This window comes from Delftia sp. UME58 (assembly GCF_014170385.1).
Taxonomy (GTDB): Bacteria; Pseudomonadota; Gammaproteobacteria; order Burkholderiales; family Burkholderiaceae_C; genus Comamonas; species Comamonas acidovorans.
Genome location: NZ_LZZV01000055.1, coordinates 400,042 through 425,285 on the forward strand (window position 1 = coordinate 400,042; position 25,244 = coordinate 425,285).

Annotated in this window: 22 protein-coding genes and 1 pseudogene; 9 read left to right on the plus strand and 14 right to left on the minus strand. The window is 66.1% G+C overall.

The window, feature by feature from the left end; translation table 11 throughout:
* Positions 1-5 precede the first annotated feature (5 nt).
* Positions 6-629 (minus strand): DUF502 domain-containing protein, encoded by a 624-nt coding sequence (locus tag A9976_RS17395; protein WP_012207252.1) that lies wholly within the window; start codon positions 627-629, stop codon positions 6-8.
* A 16-nt stretch (positions 630-645) separates the two neighbouring features.
* A complete protein-coding gene (locus A9976_RS17400; protein WP_183020019.1) occupies positions 646-963 on the minus strand; it encodes an FmdB family zinc ribbon protein in 318 nt (105 codons plus the stop codon).
* A gap of 173 nt (positions 964-1,136) precedes the next feature.
* Here A9976_RS17400 and A9976_RS17405 point away from each other — a divergent pair, with 173 nt between their 5' ends.
* The gene (locus A9976_RS17405) at positions 1,137-1,379 is read left to right on the plus strand and encodes a hypothetical protein (RefSeq protein WP_183020020.1); all 243 of its coding nucleotides are present in this window, start codon (positions 1,137-1,139) and stop codon (positions 1,377-1,379) included.
* 21 nt (positions 1,380-1,400) lie between these two features.
* On the opposite strand, the gene A9976_RS17410 is transcribed toward A9976_RS17405, so the two are convergent.
* The 8 genes from A9976_RS17410 to A9976_RS17445 form a co-directional block, all read right to left on the minus strand.
* Complete coding sequence (locus A9976_RS17410; protein WP_183020021.1) at positions 1,401-2,855, minus strand: sodium:solute symporter family protein; 1,455 nt, start codon at positions 2,853-2,855, stop codon at positions 1,401-1,403.
* Between the two features lie 58 nt (positions 2,856-2,913).
* Positions 2,914-4,479: a ubiquinone biosynthesis regulatory protein kinase UbiB gene (ubiB, locus tag A9976_RS17415; protein ID WP_183020022.1), complete on the minus strand. Its 1,566-nt coding sequence runs from the start codon at positions 4,477-4,479 to the stop codon at positions 2,914-2,916.
* Positions 4,476-5,108 (minus strand): SCP2 domain-containing protein, encoded by a 633-nt coding sequence (locus A9976_RS17420; RefSeq protein WP_183020023.1) that lies wholly within the window; start codon positions 5,106-5,108, stop codon positions 4,476-4,478. The genes ubiB and A9976_RS17420 overlap by 4 nt, the downstream gene beginning before the upstream one ends.
* A gap of 117 nt (positions 5,109-5,225) precedes the next feature.
* Complete coding sequence (locus tag A9976_RS17425) at positions 5,226-6,242, minus strand: Tim44 domain-containing protein (RefSeq protein WP_183020024.1); 1,017 nt, start codon at positions 6,240-6,242, stop codon at positions 5,226-5,228.
* A 53-nt stretch (positions 6,243-6,295) separates the two neighbouring features.
* Positions 6,296-7,027, minus strand: a complete 732-nt coding sequence (ubiE, locus tag A9976_RS17430; RefSeq protein WP_183020025.1) for a bifunctional demethylmenaquinone methyltransferase/2-methoxy-6-polyprenyl-1,4-benzoquinol methylase UbiE — start codon at positions 7,025-7,027, stop codon at positions 6,296-6,298.
* 227 nt (positions 7,028-7,254) lie between these two features.
* Complete coding sequence (locus A9976_RS17435; RefSeq protein WP_183020026.1) at positions 7,255-7,677, minus strand: gamma-butyrobetaine hydroxylase-like domain-containing protein; 423 nt, start codon at positions 7,675-7,677, stop codon at positions 7,255-7,257.
* Positions 7,678-7,687: 10 nt separating this feature from the next.
* Complete coding sequence (locus A9976_RS17440; RefSeq protein ID WP_183020027.1) at positions 7,688-8,143, minus strand: HIT family protein; 456 nt, start codon at positions 8,141-8,143, stop codon at positions 7,688-7,690.
* Positions 8,143-12,057: a DUF3683 domain-containing protein gene (locus A9976_RS17445; protein ID WP_183020028.1), complete on the minus strand. Its 3,915-nt coding sequence runs from the start codon at positions 12,055-12,057 to the stop codon at positions 8,143-8,145. The genes A9976_RS17440 and A9976_RS17445 overlap by 1 nt, the downstream gene beginning before the upstream one ends.
* A gap of 421 nt (positions 12,058-12,478) precedes the next feature.
* On the opposite strand from A9976_RS17445, the gene ugpB reads away from it, so the two are divergent.
* The 6 genes from ugpB (at position 12,479) to A9976_RS17475 (ending at position 20,244) form a co-directional block, all read left to right on the plus strand.
* Positions 12,479-13,783 carry a sn-glycerol-3-phosphate ABC transporter substrate-binding protein UgpB gene (ugpB, locus tag A9976_RS17450; RefSeq protein WP_012207263.1) on the plus strand — a complete coding sequence of 435 codons (1,305 nt, stop codon included), beginning with the start codon at positions 12,479-12,481 and terminating at the stop codon, positions 13,781-13,783.
* A 123-nt stretch (positions 13,784-13,906) separates the two neighbouring features.
* Complete coding sequence (ugpA, locus tag A9976_RS17455; RefSeq protein ID WP_012207264.1) at positions 13,907-14,788, plus strand: sn-glycerol-3-phosphate ABC transporter permease UgpA; 882 nt, start codon at positions 13,907-13,909, stop codon at positions 14,786-14,788.
* Between the two features lie 2 nt (positions 14,789-14,790).
* Entirely contained in the window at positions 14,791-15,639 is an 849-nt protein-coding gene (gene ugpE, locus A9976_RS17460) for a sn-glycerol-3-phosphate ABC transporter permease UgpE (RefSeq protein ID WP_012207265.1), read from the plus strand.
* Between the two features lie 86 nt (positions 15,640-15,725).
* Entirely contained in the window at positions 15,726-16,736 is a 1,011-nt protein-coding gene (ugpC, locus tag A9976_RS17465; protein WP_183020029.1) for a sn-glycerol-3-phosphate ABC transporter ATP-binding protein UgpC, read from the plus strand.
* Between the two features lie 181 nt (positions 16,737-16,917).
* On the plus strand, positions 16,918-17,682 hold the full coding sequence (gene ugpQ, locus A9976_RS17470; protein WP_183020030.1) for a glycerophosphodiester phosphodiesterase: 765 nt from the start codon (positions 16,918-16,920) through the stop codon (positions 17,680-17,682).
* A 153-nt stretch (positions 17,683-17,835) separates the two neighbouring features.
* Positions 17,836-20,244 (plus strand): DUF3772 domain-containing protein, encoded by a 2,409-nt coding sequence (locus A9976_RS17475; protein ID WP_183020052.1) that lies wholly within the window; start codon positions 17,836-17,838, stop codon positions 20,242-20,244.
* Here A9976_RS17475 and A9976_RS17480 read toward each other — a convergent pair.
* Together A9976_RS17480 and A9976_RS17485 are read right to left on the minus strand one after the other, a co-directional pair.
* Positions 20,241-21,146 (minus strand): N-formylglutamate amidohydrolase, encoded by a 906-nt coding sequence (locus A9976_RS17480; RefSeq protein WP_183020031.1) that lies wholly within the window; start codon positions 21,144-21,146, stop codon positions 20,241-20,243. The two genes, A9976_RS17475 and A9976_RS17480, sit on opposite strands and share 4 nt — an antisense overlap.
* Positions 21,146-22,138: a tripartite tricarboxylate transporter substrate binding protein BugE gene (locus A9976_RS17485; RefSeq protein ID WP_012207270.1), complete on the minus strand. Its 993-nt coding sequence runs from the start codon at positions 22,136-22,138 to the stop codon at positions 21,146-21,148. Before A9976_RS17485 ends, A9976_RS17480 begins: the two co-directional genes overlap by 1 nt.
* Positions 22,139-22,286: 148 nt before the next feature.
* On the opposite strand from A9976_RS17485, the gene A9976_RS17490 reads away from it, so the two are divergent.
* On the plus strand, positions 22,287-23,210 hold the full coding sequence (locus A9976_RS17490) for a LysR substrate-binding domain-containing protein (protein ID WP_183020032.1): 924 nt from the start codon (positions 22,287-22,289) through the stop codon (positions 23,208-23,210).
* 55 nt (positions 23,211-23,265) lie between these two features.
* Here A9976_RS17490 and A9976_RS17495 read toward each other — a convergent pair whose 3' ends face one another.
* On the minus strand, positions 23,266-23,541 hold the full coding sequence (locus A9976_RS17495) for a hypothetical protein (RefSeq protein ID WP_183020033.1): 276 nt from the start codon (positions 23,539-23,541) through the stop codon (positions 23,266-23,268).
* 72 nt (positions 23,542-23,613) lie between these two features.
* On the opposite strand from A9976_RS17495, the gene hemA reads away from it, so the two are divergent.
* Positions 23,614-24,939, plus strand: coding sequence for a glutamyl-tRNA reductase (hemA, locus tag A9976_RS17500; RefSeq protein ID WP_183020034.1), 1,326 nt, complete (start codon positions 23,614-23,616; stop codon positions 24,937-24,939).
* 169 nt (positions 24,940-25,108) lie between these two features.
* Here the strand turns inward: hemA and A9976_RS17505 are convergent.
* Positions 25,109-25,244 (minus strand): annotated as a pseudogene (locus A9976_RS17505) (glutamyl-tRNA reductase); the annotation flags it as partial.

A 25,244-nucleotide genomic window follows, 5' to 3' on the forward strand; every position in this document is an offset into this window, starting at 1 on the left:
GTTCGTTATTTGGATTCCGCGGGCAGTGTGAGATCCGGAGGAGTCACCACGCCCATCGAAACAATGTACTTGAGCGCGGCATCCACGCTCATTTCCAGCTCGATGCAATCGCTCTTGCGAACGATGACGAAATAGCCGCCCGTCGGGTTCGGCGTTGTCGGCACGAAGACGCTCAGGTATTCGTCACGCAGATAGGCAGCAACCTCTCCGCTGGGCGAGCCGGTGACGAAGGCCACGGTCCAGACGCCTTCGCGCGGCCATTGCACCAGCACGGCCGTGCGAAACGCATTGCCGCTGTCCGAGAACACGGTGTCGGACACCTGCTTGACGCTGGAATAGATGGAGCGCACCACGGGGATGCGGCTGACCACCGCATCGCCCCAGGAGACAAGCTTGCGGCCGATGAAGTTGCTGGCCGCAGCGCCAACCACCAGCAGGATCAGCAGCGTGAGCACCACGCCGAAGCCGGGAATGTGGAAACCCAGCAGCCGGTCCGGATGCCAGGCCTCGGGCAGGATGGCCAGCGTCTGGTCCAGCGTGCCGATGATCCAGTTGAGCACGCCCAGCGTGATCACCAGAGGAACAATCACCAGCAGGCCGGCGAACAGCCATTTGCGCAGAGCGGACATGAAATGCAAGCCTTGATCAATGGCCCGTGGAGGGTGCGGGAGCAGATGCGGGGGCCGCAGCGGGCGCAGGCGCAGTTGCCGCAGGTGCGGCAGATGTATCCGAGGCCGGTGTGTCGGCCGCTGGAGCCGGCGTGGCGGCGCCCTTGCTGCCGCTGTTCTTGAAGTCGGTCGCGTACCAGCCCGAGCCCTTGAGCTGGAAGCCGGCAGCCGTCAGCTGCTTGGAAAAGGCCTCGGCCCCGCAGGCCGGGCAGGTCGTCAGCGGAGCATCCGAGATTTTCCGCAGCACATCCTTGGCATGACCGCAGGAGCCACACTTGTATGCATAAATAGGCATGGCGCTAATGCTTGTACGAGAGAAGATGCAAAACTTTCGATTATAGGCATCCGCCCGACACTGCGGCTGCCTTGCCCCCAAAGGCCCATGCCGGCAAGACCCGCTGCCGGGGCGCCTGCCGCGTCCATGTTCAGCGCCGTGCCGGGCGCCGCCGCATCCCCAGGCCGGTCAGCATGACGGCCAAGCCCATGCACACCAGGGCGGGCACACCCGTGGCGGGCACCGACTCCGGCGTAGGCACGGCACAGCGGATGCTTCACTCACGAGCGAAAAATCGCCGCCCCCTGTGTGCGGCCAATATGCAGAACCATCCAAGAAACCAAAGTCAACCCTTGTTGCCGACCAAAGCTTTCCATCAAAGCAACGGTTCACCAAACGGCAAGCGCTCAACAAAAGCAGATACACAAGAAACCTGATCGCATACGTTCATGCGGTGCTCAATTCAGGTGGGGTGCGCTGAATTCCTGAATCTTCTCGGAGCGGTTGGCCATCCATTGCGGTGCCAGCGAGCCGGCCACCATGCCAGTCACTGCTGCCAGCAGACCTGCCAATTGCTGCGGGAATGCCTCATGCAATGCGGGTGTGGCCATGAAAACCACCCACACCCCGATGCCCAATCCCACAGCGAAAACGGCACCCTGCGTGGTGGCACGCTTCCAGTACAGGCCAAAGACCAGGGGCACGAAGGCGCCGACCAGCGGGACCTGGTAGGCACTGGAAACCAGCTCGTAGATGGGCGTGCCTTCCATGCGGATGGAATAGGCGAGCACGCAGACACTGAACACCAGCACGCTGATGCGCATGGCCAGCAGCATCTCGCGGTCACTGGCCTGGGTCCGGAACTGGCGCCAGATGTTCTCGGTGAAGGTCACGCTGGGCGCCAGCAGCGTGGCAGAGGCGCAGGATTTGATGGCCGACAGCAGCGCGCCAAAGAACAGCACCTGCATGACGAAGGGCATCTTGTCCATGACCAGGGTGGGCAGCACCTTCTGCGGGTCCTGCTTGAGCAGCTCCGCCGTCTCGCCGGGCATGATGATCAGCGCGCTGGCCACGAGGAACATGGGCACGAAGGCGAAGAAGATATAGGCCGAGCCACCGATGACGGTGCCGCGCGTGGCGGCCTTCTCGCTGTGGGCCGACATCACGCGCTGGAACACGTCCTGCTGGGGAATGGAGCCCAGCATCATGGTGATGGCCGCGCCAAAGAAGAAGAGGATTTCATGCCAGCTGGGCTCGGGCCAGAACTGGAACAGATCGCGGCTCACGGCCAGGTCGATGACCTTGCCGGCGCCGCCAGCCATGTCGCTGGCAAACCAGGCCAGCACCACCAGGCCGACGACCAGGATGATCATCTGCAGGAAGTCCGTCACTGCCACCGACCACATGCCGCCGAACAGCGTATAGGCCAGGATTGACACCACGCCGATGACCATGCCCATGGGAATGCTGACCATGCCGCCCGACAGCAGGTTGAACACCAGGCCCAGGGCCGTGACCTGCGCCGAGACCCAGCCCAGGTAGCTGAGCATGATGATCAGCGAGCAGACGATCTCGATGGACCGTCCATAGCGGTGGCGGTAGTAGTCGCTGATGGTCAGCAGCGTCATGCGGTAGAGCTTGCCCGCGAAGAACAGGCCTACCAGGATCAGGCACATGCCCGCGCCGAACGGGTCTTCGACCACGCCGCGCAGGCCGCCCTCGATGAACTTGGCGGGCACGCCGAGCACGATCTCCGAGCCGAACCACGTGGCAAACGTGGTGGTGATGATCATGTACATGGGCAGATGGCGCCCGGCAATTGCGAAGTCGGCCGTGTTCTTGACCCGCCTGGCCGCCCACAGGCCGATGGCGATGGTCACGAACAGGTAGGCGATCACCATAGAGAGCAGCACGCTGGCACTCCTGTTTCAAAGTGGGAAAAGGGAGAGGTCCGGAAACCCGTCAGTGTTCTCAGTACCAGCGCAGCCGCACCACCAGTTGCAGCAGGATCAGCGCGATGACAAAGCCGATGCCCGCGCTGACGATGGCCTGCAGCAGGCGGTTGGTGAGCTTTTGCTGCTGCAGCAGCTCCTTGAGCAGTTCGTCGTGCTCGCCGGAGTTGCGCGTGAGCCGGCGATGGATCAGGCGCGGCAGCTCGGGAATGAGCTTGGCATAGCGCGGTGCCTCGGCCAGCAGCTCGCGCCACAGCCGTTGCGGGCCCATCTGGTCCAGCATCCATTTTTCGAGGAAGGGCTTGGCCGTGCTCCACAGGTCCAGGTTGGGATCCAGCTGGCGCCCCAGGCCTTCGATGTTGAGCAGCGTCTTTTGCAGCAGCACCAGCTGCGGCTGGATCTCCACCTGAAAGCGGCGCGAGGTCTGGAACAGGCGCATCAGCACCATGCCCAGCGAAATCTCGGCCAGCGGACGGTCGAAGTACGGCTCGCAGACGGCGCGGATGGCAGCCTCCAGCTCGTCCACGCGCGTGCTCGGCGGCACCCAGCCGCTTTCGATATGCAGCTCGGCCACGCGCTTGTAGTCACGGCGGAAAAACGCCGTGAAGTTCTGCGCCAGGTATTCCTTGTCGTACTCGGTCAGCGTGCCGACGATGCCGAAGTCCAGCGAGATATAGCGCCCGAAGGTCTCGGGCTCCAGGCTGACCATGATGTTGCCCGGGTGCATGTCGGCGTGAAAGAAGCCATCGCGAAAGACCTGGGTGAAGAAGATGGTCACGCCGTCGCGTGCCAGCTTGGGGATGTCCACGCCGGCTTCGCGCAGGCGCTCGACCTGGCTGATGGGCACGCCGGTCATGCGCTGCATGACCATCACGTCGTTGCGGCAGAAATCCCAGTACACCTCGGGGATCAGCACCAGGTCCAGCCCTTCCATGTTGCGGCGCAGCTGCGCGGCGTTGGAGGCTTCGCGGATCAGGTCCAGTTCGTCGTGCAGGTAGTTGTCGAACTCGGCCACGACCTGGCGGGGCTTGAGGCGCTTGCCGTCTGCCGACAGGCGCTCGACCCAGCGCGCCATCATGTGCATCAGCGCCAGGTCCTTGTCGATCACGGTCTTCATGCCCGGACGCAGCACCTTGACGGCCACGTCGCGCTGCACGCCGTTGCGGTCGCTGATCACGGCAAAGTGCACCTGGGCGATGGAGGCGCTGGCCACCGGCTCGCGCTCGAAGCTCACGAAGACCTGGTCCAGCTTCTTGCGGAAGGCGCGCTCGATGGTGTCCACCGCAATCTGAGAATCGAAGGGCGGCACGCGGTCTTGCAACCGGGCCAGTTCCTCGGCCACGTCGGGCGGCATCAGGTCGCTGCGCGTGGACAGCACCTGGCCGAACTTCACGAAGATGGGCCCCAGCTCCTCCAGGGCCTCGCGCAGGCGCTGGCCGCGCGGCTTGTCCAGCCGCCGGCCCAGCGTGAGCACCGCACGTGCGCGGCGCATCCAGGGATGCTCGAAGCTCGACAGCACCAGCTCGTCGAGTCCGTAGCGGAACACCACCCAGAGGATGGTCAGCCCGCGAAGAAACCGGCTCATGGCTTGTCGTTCTCGAAACCGGGCAGGGATACCACGGGGGAACCAACGGGCGCGCTGGCGGGCGCTGCCGCACGCGCGGCCTCGGGGGCGGGGGCATCGGGCTTGCCGGCCATGCGGGCGCCCACGAACTGGCGCAGCGCCTGGGCGGCGCTGCGCGCGACCTTGGCCACAGTGTGCGCGGGCGCATCGCCGATGATGCGGGCCAGGTCTTCCTCCACGTCCCATTCGACGTGGTCCACCAGCCAGTTGATGTCGGCGGCCAGTTGCACGTCGCCCTCGATGCGGATGGAGGGCTTGTCGCCGCGCAGGGCCACCTGGGCCAGGGCCAGCGGGGAGGTCTCGGTGACTTCAAGCATCAGGTCGGGCTGCGCGCCTTCGGGCGCCACGTTGAACAGGCCGGCGGGCGTGATCTGCAGGGCCATGGAGTAGCCGCGCCACTGCACGCGCGCCACGCGGCCCTTTTGCCGCACGAGGCGCTCCATCGCCTCTTTCTCCTGCATCAGCACATGGTTGAGGAACAGCACGAGGCGCTGATGCACCTCGCTGACCAGCCATTGCGGCGGTTGCGGACCGGCCATCACGCGTTCCATGAGACCGTTCAGAAAAGAAAAAGGGGACTGTGTTGCCATAGTCCCCGATTATTCCCGAAGTGAGAGGATGCGGCCGACGCAAATCCGGTCGAGACAAGTGGCCAGCCCATGGCGTGCCCCCTGTCGCATCCCTGGCTTGCGCCGGTCCTCTGCAAATTACTGCAGTGCCTGGACTCCGGCGACCAGCCAGCCGCTGCTGCCGCTCTTGGGCTTGGTCATGTTCCAGACCTCGCGGAAGGGCGTGGGGCCTGCCGAGGCGTCCTCGCGGATCATTCCGGAGAATTCCACGCTGGCCATGTAGTCATTGCCCAGATCCTCGATACCCAGCAGCTGGGCATCGATCATGACCACGTCGGTCTGGTTGGGCTGGCCGGGGCGCTGCACCTCGCGCTCGCTGAGCTGGCCACGGATCTCGGTCAGCATCTCGTCGGTCATCATGGCGCGCAGCGAAGCGATGTCCGAGCGATCCCATGCCGATTGCAGCGTGACGAAGTTGCGCTTGGCGGCCGTCAGGAAGCCTTCGGTATCGAAGCCTTCAGGCACGCCCCAGTTCTGCGAACCTGCCAGGGCAGAGCCGATCTGCACGCCGGAACCCGAGGCCAGGGCGGCCGGCTGGTGGTTCTGCTCCCAGGGACGGGCCGAGGCGTCGTTGCCGACCTTCTCGGGGTTGTACTGGCGTGCCAGCGGTGCGCTATCCACGTTGCCACCCATGTTGCCCGCGCCCGCAGGGGCCGCGTTCTGGAAGGCGAAGGGGCTGGGCGATGCCTGCTGCGCGCCGGCCGCCGCACGGCGCGAACGCATGACCATGCCCACGACGACCATGATGACCAGGGCCAGCAGGGCGATCAGCAGGAACTGGCCGAAGGCGGCGCCCAGGCCCAGCGAGTGGGCCAGCCAGGCCAGGCCCAGGCCGGCGGCCAGGCCGCCGAGCATGGCGCCCCAGGGCTTCTTGGCCGGAGCGGCCGCAGGCGGCGTTGCAGGCTTGCCCGCAGCGTTCTGTGTGGCGGCGTTCTGCGGCGGCGTGTTCTGCGCCGGCGCGCGCGTAGCTTCACGCTGCGTCACATTGCTCGACTGCTTGCCCACCGATCCGCCACCGCCCATGCGCTTGGCGTCGGCCGTGCCGTGGACCACCACCAGCATCGCGACCAAGACCATAGACCATAGCTTTTTCATGTCATCTCCTCGAATAATCGTGTTGCCGTCACCTCACCGAACGCCTCACGCGCTCAGCACTTGATTCCCACATGCAGGGCCGCAATGCCGCCCGTCATGTTGTGATAGTCCACATGGCCGAAGCCGCATTCCTGCATCAGGCGCTTGAGATCCTCCTGGCCGGGGTGCATGCGGATGGACTCGGCCAGATAGCGGTAGCTGGCGTCATCGCCCGCCACGAGCTTGCCCATGGCCGGAAGAATCTTGAAGGAGTACCAGTCGTAGGCCTTCTCCAGGGGCTTGGCCACCTTGGAGAACTCCAGCACCAGCAGCTTGCCGCCGGGGCGCAGGACACGGTTCATTTCCTTGAGCGCCACATCCTTGTGCGTCATGTTGCGCAGGCCGAAGGCCACGCTGACCAGATCGAAATGGTTGTCGGGAAACGGCAGGGCCTCGGCATCGCAGACCATGGTGGGCAGGATGACGCCCTTGTCGATCAGGCGGTCGCGGCCCACGCGCAGCATGGCTTCGTTGATATCGGTGTGCACCACCTGGCCGGTGGAGCCGACCTTCTTGGCGAAGGCCAGGGCCAGATCGCCCGTGCCACCCGCGATGTCCAGTGCCTTGTCGCCTTCCTTGAGGTTGGCCACCATCACCGTGTAGGCCTTCCAGGCACGGTGCAGACCACCCGACATCAGGTCGTTCATGACGTCGTAGCGCGAAGCGACCGAGTCGAACACGCCGCGCACGCGGCTGGCCTTCTCGCGCTCGTCCACCGACTGGAATCCGAAATGTGTGGTGCTCATAACAACGATGCTAAGCAAGCAGTAGTAATGCGTACAGCGACAACCCCGTATGGCCGCGGGCTTTGCCGGGCAAGGGTTATCAAGAACAAACAGCTTGAAACGCCCTCAAACAAAGACTTTCAAGCTATTTTAAATATAGCACCACCCCCAATAACCCTGTGCCGTACAGAGGTCCGGAATGTGGCGCGAGGGGAACGGCGCCATACAGCGCGCGCCCATGCGCGGCGTCAGTGGCTGCCGCAGCCGTGTCCGCCGCCGCCGGCCTTGCCGGGCATGGGCGTGTCGCGGTCCATGCCGGACTCCTGCAGCCGGCCCAGGTACTGCGCCCAGAACTCGTCCTGGCGGCGGCCCAGTTCGTAGAGGTATTCCCAGGTGTACAGGCCGCTTTCATGCCCGTCGCTGAAGAAGGGCTTGATGGCGTAGTTGCCCACGGGCTCGATGGCCGTGATGGCCACCTCGCGCTTGCCCGTCTGCAGCACTTCCTGGCCCGGGCCGTGGCCCTGGACTTCGGCCGAGGGCGAGTACACGCGCAGCAGCTCGAAGGGGATGCGAAAGCTTGCGCCGTCGGAGTAGGCGACTTCCAGCACGCGCGATGCGCCGTGCACGGTCAGGGCTTCAGGGGTCGGGGTGTCAGGGGTCAGGCCGGCCATGCGGTGCTCCTCATTCAGTGGCGGGGTGCTGCTGCCAGGCATCGAGTGCCTGGACCAGCTCCGTGTCTATGGCTGGCAAGCGCGCTGCCACCTCGGCCTCGCGCTCGCCATTGCGCGGGCGCTGGGCCGGGGCCCAGACCGCGCCCGGGAAATGGCTGTCCCAGTCGAAGCGCGCGATCACATGCCAGTGCAGGTGCGGCACCATGTTGCCCAGCGCCGCCAGGTTGATCTTGGCCGGCGCAAGGCGCTCACGCAAGACGCGCTCGACCACGACCACGGCATCCATGCAGTGCTGGCGGTCGGCGGCGTCCAGGTCGGAGAACTCGGCCGCATGCGCATTCCAGACCACGCGGTAGAAGGCCGGAAAGCCCTCTTCCTGCGCGCGGATCACTCGCAGGCGCCGGCCGCGCCAGACGGGCACGCCGCCTTCCGCGGCGCACAGGGGGCAGGAAGCGGGAGCAGCCATCAGACCAGAACCCGTTCGATGCCGCCGGCGTTGGCGCGCTGAACATATTCGGCCATCCAGTTCTCGCCCAGGATCTGGCGCGCCATCTCGACCACGATGTAGTCGGCTTCCAGCAGGCCGTTGTTCATGTCGCCACCGTAGCGCGACAGGCCCTGCAGGCAGCTGGGGCAGCTGGTGAGTATCTTCACGTTGTCCTTCTCGGCCAGGGCGCCGCTGGCGCGCAGCGCGGCCTCGCCCTTCTTGAGTTCCTCTTCCTTGCGGAAGCGGATCTGCGTGGAGATGTCGGGGCGCGTGACGCCCAGCGTGCCCGATTCGCCGCAGCAGCGCTCGCTCTTGAGCACGCCGTCGCCGACCAGCGCCTTGACGGTCTTCATGGGGTCCTGCAGCTTCATGGGCGAGTGGCAGGGATCGTGGTAGAGGTAGCCCTCCTTGCCCTGCAGCGTCACGCCCTTTTCCAGCAGGTACTCGTGGATGTCGATGATGCGGCTGCCCGGGAAGATCTTGCCGAACTCGTAGCCCTGCAACTGGTCGTAGCAGGTGCCGCAGCTGACCACCACGGTCTTGATGTCCAGGTAGTTGAGCGTGGTGGCGACGCGGTGGAAGAGCACGCGGTTGTCCGTGATCATCTTCTCGGCCTTGTCGAACTGGCCGCTGCCGCGCTGGGGATAGCCGCAGCACAGGTAGCCGGGTGGCAGCACGGTCTGCACGCCGGCATGCCAGAGCATGGCCTGGGTGGCCAGGCCCACCTGGCTGAACAGGCGCTCGGAGCCGCAGCCGGGGAAGTAGAACACCGCCTCGGTGTCCGCATTCGTGGTCTGCGGGCTGCGGATGATGGGCACGTAGTCCTTGTCCTCGATGTCTAGCAGGGCACGTGCCGTCTTGTTGGGCAGGCCGCCTGGCAGCTTCTTGTTGACGAAGTGGATCACCTGCTCCTTGAGCGGCGCTCGCCCCACCGAGGCCGGCGGATGCTGGGTCTGCTTCCTGGCCAGGCTGTGCAGCACGTCGGAGGCCAGGCGCTGGGCCTTGAAGCCCACGCCGACCATGGCCGAGCGCATGAACTTGATGGTGTCCGGATTGGTGGCGTTGAGCATGGCCATGGCCAGCTTGTTGCCGGGCCGGAAGCTCTTCTTGTCCATCTTGCGCAGCAGGTTGCGCATGTTCATGGTCACGTCGCCGAAGTCGATCTTCACCGGGCAGGGGTTGAAGCACTTGTGGCAGACCGTGCAGTGGTCGGAGACGTCCTCGAACTCCTGCCAGTGGCGCAGCGACACGCCGCGGCGCGTCTGCTCCTCGTAGAGGAAGGCCTCGACCAGCAGCGAGGTCGCCAGGATCTTGTTGCGCGGGCTGTACAGCAGGTTGGCGCGCGGCACGTGGGTGGCGCACACGGGCTTGCACTTGCCGCAGCGCAGGCAGTCCTTGACCGAGTCGGCGATGGCGCCGATGTCGCTTTGCTGCATGATCAGCGACTCATGCCCCATCAGGCCGAAGCTGGGCGTGTAGGCGTTGGTCAGGTCGGCGAACATCAGCGATTCGCGCGGCGAGCGGCCGTCATGGTTCTGGCCCACCACGGCCTGCAGCTTCTCGTTGCGGATCAGCTTGCCCTTGTTGAAGCGGCCTTCTGGATCCACGCGCTGCTTGTAGGCGGCAAAGGGCGCCAGCTCGTCGTCGCTGAGGAATTCCAGCTTGGTGATGCCGATGCCGTGCTCGCCCGAGATCACGCCGTCCAGATGGCGCGCCAGCACCATGATGCGTGCCACGGCCTCATGGGCGGTCTGCAGCATCTCGTAGTCGTCGCTGTTGACGGGAATGTTGGTGTGCACGTTGCCGTCGCCGGCGTGCATATGCAACGCCACCCAGACACGGCCCTTGAGCACGCGCTGGTGGATGGCGTTGACCTCGGCCAGCAGCGGCTGGAAGGCCACGCCCGCGAAGATCTGGGCCATGGGCACCTTCAGCTGGGTCTTCCAGCTGGCGCGCAGCGTATGGTCCTGCAATTGCGGGAAGAGGTTCTCGACATCGTCCAGCCAGCCCTGCCACAGCGTGCGCACGTCGGCCACCAGGGCCAGGGCCTGCTGCACGCGGTCCTCCAGCAACTCGGCCGAGGGGATGTCGCCCGCATCGTCCTGCTTGCCCAGCGGCAGGTCGCCGTGCTGGAAGAGGTCCGTCAGCGCGTCGCACAGCTTGAGCTTGTTGCGCAGCGACAGCTCGATGTTGATGCGCTCGATGCCGTCCGTGTACTCCCACATGCGGGGCAGCGGGATCACCACGTCTTCATTGATCTTGAAGGCGTTGGTGTGGCGCGAGATGGCGGCCGTGCGCTTGCGGTCCAGCCAGAATTTCTTGCGCGCCTCGGCGCTGACGGCGGTGAAGCCTTCGCCATTGCGCGAGTTGGCGATGCGCACCACCTCGGCGGCCACGCGGGCCACCTCGTCGGCGTCGTCGCCGGCAATGTCGCCCAGCAGCACCATCTTGGGCAGATGGCCATTGCCTTTCTTGCTCTTGGTGGCGTAGCCCACGGCCTTCAGGTAGCGGTCGTCCAGGTGTTCCAGGCCGGCCAGCAGCACACCCGAGCGCTTTTGCTCGGCGAACATGAAGTCCTTGATCTCGACGATGCTGGGCACGGCGTCCTTGGCGTTGCCGAAGAACTCCATGCAGACCGTGCGCGTGTGCTCGGGCATGCGGTGCACCACCCAGCGCGCGCTGGTGATCAGGCCGTCGCAGCCTTCCTTCTGGATGCCCGGCAGGCCCGACAGGAACTTGTCGGTCACGTCCTTGCCCAGGCCTTCCTTGCGGAATTTCTGGCCGGGAATGTCCAGCCGCTCGCTGCGGATGGGGGTCTTGCCGTCGGCCTCGAAGTACTGCAGCTCGAAGCTGGCCATCTCGGCGTCATGGATCTTGCCGAGGTTGTGGCCCACGCGCGTGACTTCCAGCCACTGCGCATCGGGCGTGACCATGCGCCAGGACACGAGGTTGTCCAGCGCCGTGCCCCAGAGCACGGCCTTCTTGCCGCCCGCATTCATGGCGACGTTGCCGCCGATGCACGAGGCCTCGGCCGATGTGGGGTCCACGGCGAAGACGAAGCCCGCGCGCTCGGCCGCATCGGCCACGCGCTGCGTGACCACGCCGGCTTCGGTGAAGATGGTGGGCACCTCGTGGTCCACGCCGGGAATGCGGCGCATCTCCACCTCGGTCATGGCTTCGAGCTTTTCGGTGTTGATCACCACGCTGCGCCAGGTCAGCGGGATCGCGCCGCCCGTGTAGCCCGTGCCGCCGCCGCGCGGAATGATGGTCAGGTGCAGCTCGATGCAGGCACGCACCAGGGCGGCCATCTCGGCTTCGGTATCGGGCGTGAGCACCACGAAGGGGTACTCGACGCGCCAGTCGGTGGCGTCCGTCACATGGGCCACGCGCGACAGGCCGTCGAACTTGATGTTGTCCTTGGCCGTGTGGCGGCCCAGGCTTTTCTGCACGCGGCGGCGCAGTTGCTCGGCCTCGACGAAGGTGGCGTTGAACTCATGCACGGCGCGGCGCGCCGCATCCACCAGCTGGCCCACCAGCGCGTCTCGCCCGGGATCCTGCTGCGGAGCGCGGCGCTTGTCGATCTCGCCCAGGCGGTGCTCCAGTGCTTCCACCAGCGACTTGCGGCGGTCGGGGCTGTGCAGCAGGTCGTCCTGCAGATAGGGATTGCGCTGGACGACCCAGATGTCCCCCAGCACCTCGTAGAGCATGCGGGCGGAGCGGCCCGTGCGTCGCTCCTGGCGCAGCTGGTTGAGCACATCCCACATGGATGTGCCCAGCAGGCGGATCACGATCTCGCGATCGGAAAACGAGGTGTAGTTGTAGGGAATCTCTCGCAGACGTGCAGGTTCGGCAGCCTGTGCCTGCAGGGCTGCCAACGCAATCGGTACATTCATGGGGTAGACCGTGTCTGGCGCTCTCGGGGCGCCGCTAAGCCAAGTGGGAGCGCAATTTTAAGCGAGCGCCCCGAAGACGCGCTTCCCACGGGGCTCTGGAGGGCGTGCCGTCTTGGCCCGCGAAGCCAGCCCTCGCCAACGCGGCGGTAGCTCGCGGGGAGGGGTGAACCTGCCTTATACAGAAAGAGCACAAACGAGCCAATACGAACAACCCGGGCTTTTGAAACGAAATGGTATTGACCTAAAATGGCGCCGCTTCGCGTGTCATTTTTTGTCACACGACTGACATACGGGACCAGCGGCTCACCGGGTTTGGCCTGTAGTGCGGTACGAAGCATCCGAAAACAATGACACAGACATGTCATGCCCCTGCCTTACCGTGGCAGCGGTCTGAAACCGTCACCGAACTAGAGGAGTCCTCATGCAACTGAAGCAACTGGCCATGGCAGCCGCGATCGCGGCCACCACCATCTCGGCACAAGCCCAAACCGAAATCCAGTGGTGGCACTCGATGAGCGCAGCCCTGGGCGACTGGGTGAACGACCTGGCCAAGGAGTACAACGCCAGCCAGACCCAGTACAAGATCGTGCCGACCTACAAGGGCCAGTATGACGAATCGATGACGGCCGCCATTGCTGCGTTCCGCGCCGGCAACGCGCCTGACATCCTGCAGGTCTTCGAAGTGGGCACGGCCACCATGATGGCGTCCAAGGGCGCCGTGGTGCCAGTCACCAAGGTCATGAACGACGGCGGCTTCAAGTTCGACCAGGGAGAGTACATCTCCGCCGTGGCCGGCTACTACACCGCCCCCAACGGCCAGATGATGAGCTACCCGCTCAACAGCTCGACCACCATCTTCTATTACAACAAGGACGCCTTCAAGAAGGCAGGCCTGGACGAGAACAAGCCGCCCAAGACCTGGCCCGAAGTGTTCGCCGCCGCCGAAAAGCTCAAGGCCTCGGGCCACCGCTGCGCACTGACCACGAGCTGGATGAGCTGGACCCAGCTGGAGAGCTTCTCGCTGTGGCACAACACCCTGTACGCGACCAAGAACAACGGCTTTGACGGCACCGATGCCAAGCTGGTGTTCAACTCGCCGCTGCACGTCAAGCACTTCGAGAACCTGGCCAAGGCAGCCAAGGACGGCAGCTTCGTCTACAAGGGCCGCGGCAACGTGCCCGACGCCGCCTTCGCTTCCGGCGAGTGCGCGATGATCACGGGCTCCTCCGGCCTGTACGCCCGCGTGGTCAAGGAAGGCAAGTTCGCATTCGGCCAGTCGCAACTGCCCTACTACGCCGATGTGAAGGGTGCCCCCCAGAACACGGCCATCGGCGGTGCCTCCCTGTGGGTGATGGCCGGCAAGAGCGCCGAACGCTACAAGGGCGTGGCCGATTTCTTCAATTTCCTGAACAACACCAAGATCCAGGCCGCCAGCCACCAGCGCACCGGCTACCTGCCCGTGACCACCGCTGCGTACAAGCTGACCGAGGCTTCGGGCTTCTACGAAAAGCATCCCGGCACCGACACCGCCGTGACGCAGATGATCCGCAAGACCACCGACAAGTCGCGCGGCATCCGCCTGGGCAACTTCGTTCAGATCCGCACCATCATCGATGAGGAAACCGAACAGATCTGGACCGGCAAGAAGACTCCCCAGCAAGCCCTGGACACCGCTGTCACCCGTGGCAACGAGCAACTGGGCCGCTTCGCCCGGGCCAACAAGTAATCCTCCCATGTGATCTGCGGTGTGGCCGCTGCGCAGGCAGCCCGCACCGTGCATCACAGGCCCGCAACCGGCGGCCCCACGGCCATCCGGTTTGCGGGCTGTTTTGTTCTACCGAGTTCCGTCATGGAAAAACGCGTTCTTTTTCGATCCGCCTGGCTGCCGTGGTTGCTGATAGCACCACAGATGGTCATCGTGCTGGTCTTCTTTTTCTGGCCTGCAGGCCAGGCCATCGTGCAGTCGTTCCAGGCGCAGGATACGTTTGGCTTCTCCACCGAATGGGTGGGGTTTGCCAACTTCCAGCACCTGCTGGATGACCCTGCCTACCTGGCCTCGTTCAAGACCACGGCCATCTTTTCCGTGCTGGTGGCGGTGTTCGGCATTGCGCTGTCGCTGATGCTGGCCATCTTTGCGGACCGCGTGATCAAGGGCGCGCTTGCCTACAAGACCGCCTTGCTGCTGCCCTATGCCGTTGCGCCCGCCGTGGCGGGTGTGCTGTGGGTGTTCATGTTCTCGCCGTCCATCGGCGTCGTGGCCTATGCGCTGCGCATGATCGGCTATGACTGGAACCACCTGCTGAACTCCGGCAACGCCATGACGCTGATCGTCATCGCCGCGATCTGGAAGCAGATTTCCTACAACTTCCTGTTCTTTCTTGCGGGCCTGCAGTCCATCCCCAAGTCGCTGATCGAGGCCGCCGCCATCGACGGCGCGGGCCCCATGCGCCGCTTCTGGGACATCCAGTTCCCGCTGCTGTCGCCCACCACGTTCTTCCTGCTGGTGATGAACGTGGTCTATGCCTTCTTCGACACCTTCGGCATCGTGGACGCCACGACCCAGGGCGGTCCGGGACAGGACACCTCCATCCTGGTCTACAAGGTCTATCACGACGGCTTCAAGGCCATGGACATGAGCGGCTCGGCTGCCCAATCCGTCGTGCTGATGGTGATCGTGGTTGCACTCACCGTGATCCAGTTCCGCTATGTTGAGAAGAAAGTGCAGTACTGATCATGGTTGAACGCAGTCCCCTTCTCTCCTTTTTCTCGCACCTGATCATGGTGCTGGGCGTGATCATCGTCGGCTTTCCGCTGTACCTGGCCTTCGTGGCCTCCACGCACACGCCGCAGGACATCATCCAGGTGCCCATGCCCCTGGTGCCCGGCAGCAACTTCTGGGAAACCTACAAGGCCGCGCTGTTCGGTGGCTCGGGCCCCGGCTCCAGCGCGCCCGTGGCACGCATGATGTGGATCAGCTTCGTCTCGGCCATGGTGATCACCGTGGGCAAGATCGCGATCTCGCTGCTGTCGGCCTTCGCGCTGGTGTACTTCCGCTTCCCGTTCAAGAAGATCTGCTTCTGGCTGATCTTCGTGACCCTGATGCTGCCCGTGGAAGTGCGCATCGGCCCCACCTACGAAGTCGTCTCCACGCTGGGCATGCTCAACAGCTACGCCGGCCTGACGATTCCGCTGATCGCCTCGGCCACGGCCACCTTCCTGTTCCGCCAGTTCTTCCTGACGGTGCCGGACGAGCTGGTGGAGGCCGCCCGCATCGACGGCGCAGGGCCCATGCGCTTCTTCAAGGATGTGCTGGTGCCGCTGTCCAAGACCTCGATCGCGGCGCTGTTCGTGATCCAGTTCATCTACGGCTGGAACCAGTACCTGTGGCCGCTGCTCGTGACCACCTCGGAAGACATGTACCCCGTGGTCATCGGCATCAAGCGCATGGTGGCCAGCGGCGATACCGGCAATGACTGGAACGTGGTGATGGCGACGGCCCTGCTGGCCATGCTGCCGCCCGCTGCCGTGGTGATCCTGATGCAGCGCTGGTTCGTCAAGGGCCTGGTGGACACCGAAAAGTAAACCGCCCGCCGCCCCCACCCACCGTATAGAACCCCGCAGGGCAGGCGCCAGCGCCCTTCGCCCTGCGACTCAACCAGAATCTTCGTATGGCATCCATTTCCTTTCGCAACCTGATCAAGCGCTACGGCCAGGGCCCGTCGGCCAACCAGGTACTGCACGGCGTCAACGCCGAAATCAAGGACGGCGAGTTCGTCGTCATCGTCGGCCCTTCGGGCTGCGGCAAGTCCACCCTGCTGCGCATGGTGGCGGGCCTGGAGGAGATCTCCGACGGCCAGCTGCTGATCGGCGACAAGGTGGTCAACGACGTGGAACCGGCCAAGCGCGACATCGCCATGGTGTTCCAGAACTATGCGCTGTACCCGCATATGTCGAACTACGAGAACATGGCCTATGGCCTGAAGATCGCCAAGGTGCCGCCCGAGGAGATCAAGCGCCGCGTGGACAAGGCCGCCAAGATCCTGGAGCTGTCCCACCTGCTGGACCGCAAGCCGCGCCAGCTGTCGGGCGGCCAGCGCCAGCGCGTGGCCATGGGCCGCGCCATCGTGCGCCAGCCCAAGGTGTTCCTGTTCGACGAGCCGCTGTCCAACCTGGACGCCAAGCTGCGCGGCCAGACCCGCATCGAGATCCAGAAGCTGCACGCCGAACTGGGCATCACCAGCCTGTTCGTGACCCACGACCAGGTCGAGGCCATGACCCTGGCCCAGCGCATGATCGTCATGAACGGCGGCGTGATGGAGCAGTTCGGCACGCCCGAAGAGGTCTACCACACGCCCGCCTCCACCTTCGTGGCCAGCTTCATCGGCTCGCCCCCGATGAACCTGCTCAAGAACGCGCCCGGCGGCACGGCCGGCCGCATCCTGGGCATCCGCCCCGAGCACCTGGTCGTCGTCAGCGAAGGCGGCTGGGAAATCAAGGTGGACACCGTGGAAATGCTGGGTGCCGAGCGCCTGGTCTATGGTTCGCTCAATGGCGAGACGATGACGGTGCGCATCGACGAAGGCGCGCCCTTCCCCAAGTCCGGCGAGACCCTGCGCGTGCGTCCTTCCGAAGAGCGTCGCCTGCACTGGTTCGACGCAGAATCCGGAAAGCGGATCTAAAGCACCCCCTGAGGCGCTTCGCGCCTTCCCCCTCTCTACCCGCTTTGCGCGGGAGGGGGACGACACCCTCGGTGCGGGGCGGCCCTTCCTCGGTGTCCCTGAGCTAGGCCGCGTCCATTTCTGGCACAGCGCCACAAATATGCCGAGACGATGTCGGACTCAAAGACTCGACGGATTGGCTATGACAGAAAACCTCACTTCCTGGCCCTACCCCCTGTGGGTGGCCCACCGTGGCGCCGGCAAGCTGGCGCCCGAGAACACCATGGCCGCCTTCCGCCTGGGCGCCGCGCACGGCTATCGCATGTTCGAGTGCGATGCCAAGCTGTCTGCCGACGGCGTGCTGTTCCTGATGCACGACGCCACGCTGGAGCGCACCACCAACGGCCACGGCACGGGCGGCGACCTGTCCATGGGGGAGATCGCCCAGCTGGACGCCGGCAGCTGGCATTCGCGCGCCTATGCGGGCGAGGCCCTGCCCACGCTGGAAGCCCTGGCGCGCTGGTGCCTGGCCAACCATTTCTTCCTGAACGTGGAGATCAAGCCCACGCCCGGCCAGGAAGAGGCCACGGGCCGTGCCACGGGCGAGCTGATGAACCGCATCTGGCCCGGGGACCGCATCCAGCCGCTGTTCACTTCGTTCAAGACCGATGCGCTCAAGGGCGCACGCGACACGGCACCCCACATTCCGCGGGGCCTGCTGGTGGACAAACTGGCCGATGCCACGGGCGACGCCGACCTGCGCACCGCGCTGGACCTGGGCTGCGCAGCCATGGTGCTCAACCATGCGCTATGGGATGCCGCCCTGGTCGCCAAGGTGCATGGCGCGGGCCTGCGCTGCAGCAGCTATACGGTCAACGACGAATGGGCCGCGCAGCGCCTGATCGACCTGGGCACGGACGGCGTCATCACCGACCGTGTCGATATGTTCAGTCCCGCATCGCGCTGAGACGGCTGCCGGCTGGCGGGGCCGGACCTTTGGAAACATCCGTCGCGGCGGCCCGCCGCACAATGTGCGTCCATGACACCGCCCCGCCCGTGCCCTCTCGCGCTGCGCCCTACGTGGGCGCAGGCCTTGCACCAATGCCTGGCCACCGGCCTGATGGTCCTGGCCATGCTGGTCCTCACTGTGCCCGCTCCGGCCCATGCGCAGGACCGCACGGCAGCGGCGGCCACGGCGGTACCCGACGGCCGGCCCGCCCTGCCCGGCGTGGACGATCTGCGCAAGCAGCTGGACGCCATTCCCCGCAAGCTGGCCGAGGACGATGACGGCCGCAAGCTGCTGGACGAGGCTGCGGCCATTGGCACCGCGGCCGACCAGGTCGCAGCCCGCCGCACCGAGGAACTGGCCGATATCGATTCGCGCCTGGCCGGACTGGGCCCCGCGCCCGAAAAAGGCGCCCCTGCCGATGCGCCCGATGTGGCCGAGCAGCGCGCCAGCCTGGCCAGGCAGCGCAGCGCCGTGGATTCCGAACTGAAACTGGCGCGGCTGGTTTCGGTCGATGCCGACCAGCGCGGCAACGAGCTGATACGCCAGCGCCGCGAACAATTCCAGGCCGCACTGACGGCCCGCACCGACTCGCCGCTGGGCCGGCCCTTCTGGCGCAACCTGCGCGCCGCCGCGCCTTTGGACGCGGCGCGCCTGCAGGGCCTGGGGCGGGAGCTGCGCCAGGCCGTCGCCTCCACCATGGCATCCGAACGCCGGGGCGGCTTCATCGCCAGCCTGGCAGCCGCCTTGCTGATCGCCCTGCTAGGCCCCTGGCTGGCCGAGCGTCTGCTGGTGCGCGCCGCGCCCGCGCGCCTGCCCAGCGGCCGCCTGCGCCGCTCGTTGCGCGCGGCGGCCACGGTGGTGATCAACACGCTGCTGATCGGCCTGGCGGCGCAACTGGCCTGGAGCGTGCTCAAGGCCGGCGATGGCTTCAGCGAATCGCTGGACGCGCTGGCCAAGGCCAGTGTGCAGGTCACGCTGTTCGGCGCCTTCGTGGTGTCGCTGGGCCAGACCCTGCTGTCGCGCAGGCGCAGCTCCTGGCGCCTGCCCGGCGTGTCGGACGAGCTGGCCCAGCGGCTCAGCCCCTATCCCTGGTGGATTGCCGCCGGAGCCGCGCTCAACGGCCTGGTGACCGAAGTCAACGCCATCATCGGCGCCAGCCTGGCCGCCGAGGTCACGGTGCACGCCCTGTCGGCCCTGCTGATTTCGGCCGTGGTCATGCTGGCCCTGCGGCATCTGCGCGCGCCGGCGCCGGTCGCGCAGGAAGACGGCGCCCAGGCGGAGCCCGCGCCGCCACGGCCCTTGTGGGTGGGCCTGCTCGTGGCCTGCGCGGCGGTGGCCAGCATTGCCACCATTGCGCTGGCCGTGACCGGCTACGTGGCGCTGGCCGGGACGCTGGCGCGCCAGATGGTGTGGACCGGCGTGGTCTTTGCCACCACCTACCTGCTGTTCCAGCTGGGCGACGATCTGTGCGAGGCCCTGCTGTCGTCCAAGGGCAGCTTCGGCACCCGGCTGAACCAGGGCCTGGGCATCGAGGGCCGGCTGCTGGACCAGGCCTCGGTGCTGGTCTCGGGCCTGCTGCGCGTGGCCCTGCTGTTCTACATGGTGATCGCCCTGCTGGCCCCGCTGGGCACAGGGCCGGACGAGGTGTTCCGCCGCGGCAGCACGGTGAACCACAGCCTCAAGGTGGGCGACTTCACCATGGCGCCGCAGGCCCTGTTCACCGCATTCGCCGTGATCGTCACGGGCCTGATCGTGATCCGCGTGATCAAGCGCTGGCTGACGGACCGCTACTTCCCCAACACCTCGCTGGAGCCTGGCATGCGCAGCTCCATCACCACGCTGCTGGGCTATGTGGGCGGCATCTTCGTGGTGGCCGTGGCGCTGGCGGGGCTGGGCATCAGCGTGGAGCGCATTGCCTGGGTGGCCAGCGCGCTGTCGGTGGGCATTGGCTTTGGCCTGCAGGCCATCGTGCAGAACTTCATCTCGGGCCTGATCCTGCTGGCCGAGCGGCCCGTGAAAGTGGGCGACTGGGTGGTGCTGGGCGATACCGAGGGCGACGTGCGCCGCGTCAACGTGCGCGCCACCGAGATCCAGCTGGGCGACCGCTCCACCGTCATCGTGCCCAACTCGGAATTCATCACCAAGACCGTGCGCAACATGACGCTGGCCGGCGCGCCCGGGCGTGTGCTGCTGCGCCTGCCCGCGCCGCTGGACACCGATGCCGAACGCATGCGCACCCTGATATTGGAAGCCTTTCGCGCGCATGAAGGCATCCTGGACACGCCCGAGCCTTTGGTGCAGCTCGAAGGCATTGCCAACGGCACGCTGACCTTCCTGGCCATCGGCTACGTGGGCAACCCGCGCAATGCGGGCGGGGTGCGCAGCGATGTGCTGTTCAGCATCCTGGCATCGCTCAAGGGCGCGGGCCTGTACCTGTCACCACCGGCCACCACCTCGGTGGCGGCGCCGGTGGTGGCAGGCACGCCGGCCATGCCCGGCGACCCTGCCAGCCCGGCCTAGCCTCGCCCGGCCATTTCAGCGCGCACATGCGCCGCGACCACGGCCATCAGCTCGCGCAGATGGCCGCGCAGCGGCTCGAAGCCCGCGTTGGGCTCGCGCGTGTCCTCGTCCATGTAGACCGGGCGGCGGATCTCGATCTGCAGGCTGTGCCGGCCCAGGTGCGGCTGGCCTATGCGGCCGATCAGCTCCACGCCCTTGTAGGGCTCGTTGTAGGCCACGCTGTAGCCAAAGCCCGCCAGCGTCTCGCCCACCAGCTGGATGAACCCGGGCGCGCAGGTCGTGCCGTCGCGATCGCCCAGCACGAAGTCGGCCAGCGGCGGCGCGTCGGTACGGCCCAGGCGCTTGTAGACATCGTTGGGCATGGAGTGCAGGTTCAGGTGCCATACGCCGCCAAAACGCTGCACGCTGTCATCGATGGCCTGCGCCAGCGCCGCATGGTAGGGACGCCAGTAGCGCGCTATGCGGTGCTCCACCTCGGCCACCGTGCGCGGGCGTTCATACAGCGGCGTGGCCGCGCCGTCCCGACTGATGCGCTGCCAGATCAGGCCCAGGCCCTGGCGGGTCTTGACGCTGGGCGCCAGGGGCACGGGCCACTGGCCGTCGATCTGGGCGGGGTCCAGGTCGGCCTCGCTGCGGTTGGGGTCGATGTAGGTGCGCGGAAAGGTGGCCTCGATCAGCGTTGCGCCATGCGCGGGCCACTGGTCCCAGAGTGCGGCCACATGCGTGTCCTCGCCACGCCGGAGCAGGGACATGGGTACGCAGTGGCCGAAGTCCTCGGGATAGGACGTGCCGCTGTGCGGCGAGTCGCAGACGATGGGCAGCACCTCGCCGGTGGCGGGATGCACCACGACCGGGGTGTCCGGCCGGGGGCGCAGAAAATCGGTCTGTGCCATGCGGTCCATCAGTCGAGCTTGATGTTGGCGCGCTTGGCCACGGCCGTGTAGCGCTCGATGGCGGCCTTGATCTGCTTGGCAAATTCCTCGGGCGTGTTGCCCATGGACTCGCCCGAGATGGATTTTTGCTTTTCCAGATAGTCAGGCATGGCCATGGCCTTGTGCGCAGCAGCATTGAGCTTGTCGATGATGGGGCGCGGCGTGCCGGCAGGTGCGACCAGCCCGAACCAGCCGCCGTCGCCCATCTGCGGGAATCCCAGCTCGGTGTAGGTGGGCACGTCGGGCAGCACGTCGGCGCGCTTAAATGCCAGCACGGCCAGCGGGCGCAGCTTGCCGTCCTTGATGTGGGGCAGCGTGGACGGCAGGTTGTCCGTCATGGCATTGACCTGGCCGCCCAGCGCGTCGGTGATGGCCTGGCCCGCGCCCTTGTAGGGGATGTGCAGCAGGTCGATACCGGCCAGGTTCATGAAATTCTCGATATTGGCGTGGCCCAGGGAACCCGTGCCCGGCGAGGCAAAGCTGTACTTGCCCGGGTTGGCCTTGGCCAGGGCGATGAACTCCTTCATGGTCTTGGCGGGCACGCTGGCGTTGATCACGAACACGCTGGGCACGGACATCACATTGGTGATGGGCGCGAAGTCCTTGATCGGGTCGTAGGGCAGCTTGCGGAAGATGGCCGGGTTGGAGCCATGCGTGCTCACCGTGGCCATGCCGATGGTGTAGCCATCGGCCGCAGCACGCGCAATTTCGGAGGCGCCAATGGAGCCGCCCGCCCCGCCCCGGTTGTCCACCACCACGGACTTGCCCAGGATCACGCTCATCTTCTCGGCCAGCAGCCGTGCCACCATGTCGGTGGAGCCCCCCGCGCCAAACGGCACGACCAGGCGGATCGGCCGGCTGGGATAGTCGGCAGCCGGGCCCTGGGCCCAGGCGACGGGAGCCAAAAGAGCAGTGGCGGCGCAGGCGGCCAGGCTGGACAACAGGGTGCGGCGCATTGCCATGGGATGTTTCCTCTCGTGATGGATGAAAGAGCGGCCTGCTGCAGGGCAGGGCTTCGCGGAACAGGCGCCGATTCTGGACAGACGACGCACGCGCGAAAAGAGACAAGACGGCAAGCAACTATGACAAACCGTCATAATTGCGTCCGTCATGCGCATGCACTCTCCCTCGCTTTCCGAGCTGCACGCCTTTGCGGCAGCGGCGCGCCTGGGCAGCTACTCGCTGGCAGCCCAGGAGCTGTATGTCACCCAGGGCGGCATCAGCCGCGCCATCGCCCGGCTGGAAGAGCACCTGGGCTTTGCCCTCTTCGAGCGCCAGGGCCGGCGCAGCGTGCTGAGCGAGGCTGGCCGCGAATACCTGCAGGCCGTGGAGCCCTCCGTACACGCCATCGAATCGGCCTCGGCCGCCGCACGCAGGCGCCACTTCGGCCCGCAACTGCGGTTGTCGGTCGTTCCCACGCTGTTCAGCCACTGGCTGATTCCACGCCTGCCACGATTCAACGCCCTGCATCCGGGCATCGTCCTTTCGTTCGCCCCCTACCGGCGCGATGACTCGCTGTCCGCAGCCGAGATCGACGGCTGGCTGCGCGTGGGCAGCGAGCCCTGGCCCGCCCATGTGGTGGCCGACTATGTGGTGGGCCGCGATCTGGTGCCCATCTGCCATCCGCGCGAATTGCAGGGCCCGCAAGCCATACGCAGCGCAGCGGATGTGCTCGCGCGCCCCTTGCTGTTTCACACCAACTACCCAGGCAACTGGGCGCGCTGGATGAGCCACCTCGGCCTGCCCGGGCCCTGCCCCGCGCCTGCGGCAGACTTCGAGCTGGTGGCCCTGCTGGTCCAGGCCGTGGCCGCAGGCATGGGCGTGGCCCTGGTGCAGCGCTGCCTGGTCGAGGAAGACCTGGCCGCCGGCCGCGTGGCCCTGGCCCTGCCTGCGCCCGTGCACATAGAGCGCGGATATTTCCTGTGCCGCCCCGCCGCGCGTGCACCTTCCGAAGCCTTTGTCCAGTTCCGCGAATGGCTGCTGGAGCAGGCTGCGCCAGGTGCCGTGCCTCCCGCCGCAGTCTCAGGCCCTTGATCGTCGGGAGAAACGCCCTCTTCCATTGATCTGAATCAATCTTTGCGGTCGGCCATCAGCGCCAGCCGCGCGAAAGCACCCACTGGCAAAGCGCCATCACGAGGACCAGGGCGGTGTAGGTGGCCATCTTTGCATCCCGTCCGAACCACCACAAACCGATCAGCAACACCAGCGCACCAACAACAAAATTGATAGCAACCTGCAACCACCAGGCAAGGGATTGCTGCGATTTTCCATAGATCAAAAGCGCGCACAACATCAGGGCCGGCGACAGGAAAAGTGCAGGCGCCAGGAAGTTCAGCCAATGATTCGTACTCGCAATCCATCCCATGTGCGGGCTCCGATTCCAGGGTGTTGTGATCAGGGATGCCTGAAACTGCGCGAAATTTTATAATCCCGGGTTATGGCAGTCTGGGCACTCGGCATCAACCACCACACGGCTCCGCTTGATATGCGGGGACGTTTCGCGTTCGCGCTCGACCAGATCGTGCCCACGCTGCAGGGCCTGCGCGAATCGCTGACCGGCCCGGGCCGCCAGCACAGCGCGGTGGAGACCGCCATCCTCTCCACCTGCAACCGTACCGAGATCTACTGCGCGGCCGAAATGCCGGCCATGGACCACACCCTGCACTGGCTGGCCAACAGCGGCGGCATCTCGTCCGAATTGCTGCGCTCGCATTCCTATCTGCTGGAAGACGGCCATGTGGCGCGCCATGCCTTCCGCGTGGCCAGCGGGCTCGATTCCATGGTGCTGGGCGAGGCCCAGATCCTGGGCCAGATGAAGAATGCCGTGCGCGCCGCAGAGAACGCAGGCGCCCTGGGCAGCACGCTGAACCAGCTGTTCCAGCGCAGCTTCGCGGTGGCCAAGGAAGTGCGCAGCTCCACCGAGATCGGCGCCCACAGCATCAGCATGGCCGCTGCCGCCGTGCGGCTGGCCGGCCAGCTGTTCGAAGACCTGTCCCAGATCCGCGTGCTGTTCGTGGGCGCGGGCGAGATGATCGAGCTGGTCTCCACCCATTTCGCGGCCCGCCACCCCAAGCAGATCATGATCGCCAACCGCACGCTGGAGCGCGGCGAGAAGCTGGCTGCCCAGTTCGGCGCCGGCACCATGCGGCTGGCCGACCTGCCCGACCATCTGCATGAATACGATGCCGTGATCAGCTGCACGGCGTCCAGCCTGCCCATCATCGGCCTGGGCGCCGTGGAAAGCGCGCTCAAGAAGCGCAAGCACCGCCCCATGTTCATGGTCGATCTGGCCGTGCCGCGCGATATCGAATCCGAGGTCAAGGACCTGCGCGACGTCTACCTCTACACCGTGGACGATCTGGCCACCGTGGTGCGCACGGGCCAGGCCCAGCGCCAGGCAGCGGTCGAGCAGGCCGAAGTCATCATCGACCACGGCGTGCAAAGCTTCATGCACTGGCTGGACCAGCGCCGCCCGCAGGCCGGCGTGGTGCCGCTGATCCGCCAGCTCAACACCCAGACCGATGAATGGCGTACGCTGGAGATTGCGCGCGCCAAGAAGCTGCTGGCCAAGGGCGAAGACATCGACACCGTGCTGGAGGCCCTGTCGCGCGGCCTCACGCAGAAAATGCTGCACGGCACCCTGGCCGAGCTGCACAAGGGCGATGCCGACCAGCGCAGCCAGACCATGGACACGGTCTCGCGCCTGTTCCTGCGCTCGGCCCAAAGCGGCCCGCGCGGCACGGCCCCCGACAAGGCGCTCTAGCGGCGCTCGCCAGAGCGCCTTGTCGGGGGCCGTGCCGCGCGGGCCGCTTTGGGCCGAGCGCAGGAACAGGCGCGAGACGTTCCTGCGCTCGGCCCAAAGCGGCCCGCGCGGCACGGCCCCCGACAAGGCGCTCTAGCGGCGCTCGCCGCCCCTGCGCAGGGCCGCGCGCCAGCGGGCCGCTTTGGGCCGAGCGCAGGAACAGGCGCGAGACCGTGTCCATGGTCTGGCTGCGCTGGTCGGCATCGCCCTTGTGCAGCTCGGCCAGGGTGCCGTGCAGCATTTTCTGCGTGAGGCCGCGCGACAGG

Coding starts and splice junctions, on each gene's coding strand:
- A9976_RS17475 (WP_183020052.1), top strand. CDS start 17,836: ATGGTCCTGGCCATGCTGGTCCTCACTGTGCCCGCTCCGGCCCATGCG.
- A9976_RS17480 (WP_183020031.1), bottom strand. CDS start 21,146: ATGGACCGCATGGCACAGACCGATTTTCTGCGCCCCCGGCCGGACACC.
- ubiB (WP_183020022.1), bottom strand. CDS start 4,479: ATGAGCCGGTTTCTTCGCGGGCTGACCATCCTCTGGGTGGTGTTCCGC.
- A9976_RS17400 (WP_183020019.1), bottom strand. CDS start 963: ATGCCTATTTATGCATACAAGTGTGGCTCCTGCGGTCATGCCAAGGAT.
- ugpA (WP_012207264.1), top strand. CDS start 13,907: ATGGAAAAACGCGTTCTTTTTCGATCCGCCTGGCTGCCGTGGTTGCTG.
- ugpQ (WP_183020030.1), top strand. CDS start 16,918: ATGACAGAAAACCTCACTTCCTGGCCCTACCCCCTGTGGGTGGCCCAC.
- A9976_RS17440 (WP_183020027.1), bottom strand. CDS start 8,143: ATGGCTGCTCCCGCTTCCTGCCCCCTGTGCGCCGCGGAAGGCGGCGTG.
- A9976_RS17490 (WP_183020032.1), top strand. CDS start 22,287: ATGCGCATGCACTCTCCCTCGCTTTCCGAGCTGCACGCCTTTGCGGCA.
- ugpB (WP_012207263.1), top strand. CDS start 12,479: ATGCAACTGAAGCAACTGGCCATGGCAGCCGCGATCGCGGCCACCACC.
- A9976_RS17395 (WP_012207252.1), bottom strand. CDS start 629: ATGTCCGCTCTGCGCAAATGGCTGTTCGCCGGCCTGCTGGTGATTGTT.
- A9976_RS17485 (WP_012207270.1), bottom strand. CDS start 22,138: ATGGCAATGCGCCGCACCCTGTTGTCCAGCCTGGCCGCCTGCGCCGCC.
- A9976_RS17420 (WP_183020023.1), bottom strand. CDS start 5,108: ATGGCAACACAGTCCCCTTTTTCTTTTCTGAACGGTCTCATGGAACGC.
- A9976_RS17405 (WP_183020020.1), top strand. CDS start 1,137: ATGACGGCCAAGCCCATGCACACCAGGGCGGGCACACCCGTGGCGGGC.
- A9976_RS17435 (WP_183020026.1), bottom strand. CDS start 7,677: ATGGCCGGCCTGACCCCTGACACCCCGACCCCTGAAGCCCTGACCGTG.
- hemA (WP_183020034.1), top strand. CDS start 23,614: ATGGCAGTCTGGGCACTCGGCATCAACCACCACACGGCTCCGCTTGAT.
- ubiE (WP_183020025.1), bottom strand. CDS start 7,027: ATGAGCACCACACATTTCGGATTCCAGTCGGTGGACGAGCGCGAGAAG.
- A9976_RS17425 (WP_183020024.1), bottom strand. CDS start 6,242: ATGAAAAAGCTATGGTCTATGGTCTTGGTCGCGATGCTGGTGGTGGTC.
- ugpE (WP_012207265.1), top strand. CDS start 14,791: ATGGTTGAACGCAGTCCCCTTCTCTCCTTTTTCTCGCACCTGATCATG.
- A9976_RS17495 (WP_183020033.1), bottom strand. CDS start 23,541: ATGGGATGGATTGCGAGTACGAATCATTGGCTGAACTTCCTGGCGCCT.
- A9976_RS17445 (WP_183020028.1), bottom strand. CDS start 12,057: ATGAATGTACCGATTGCGTTGGCAGCCCTGCAGGCACAGGCTGCCGAA.
- ugpC (WP_183020029.1), top strand. CDS start 15,726: ATGGCATCCATTTCCTTTCGCAACCTGATCAAGCGCTACGGCCAGGGC.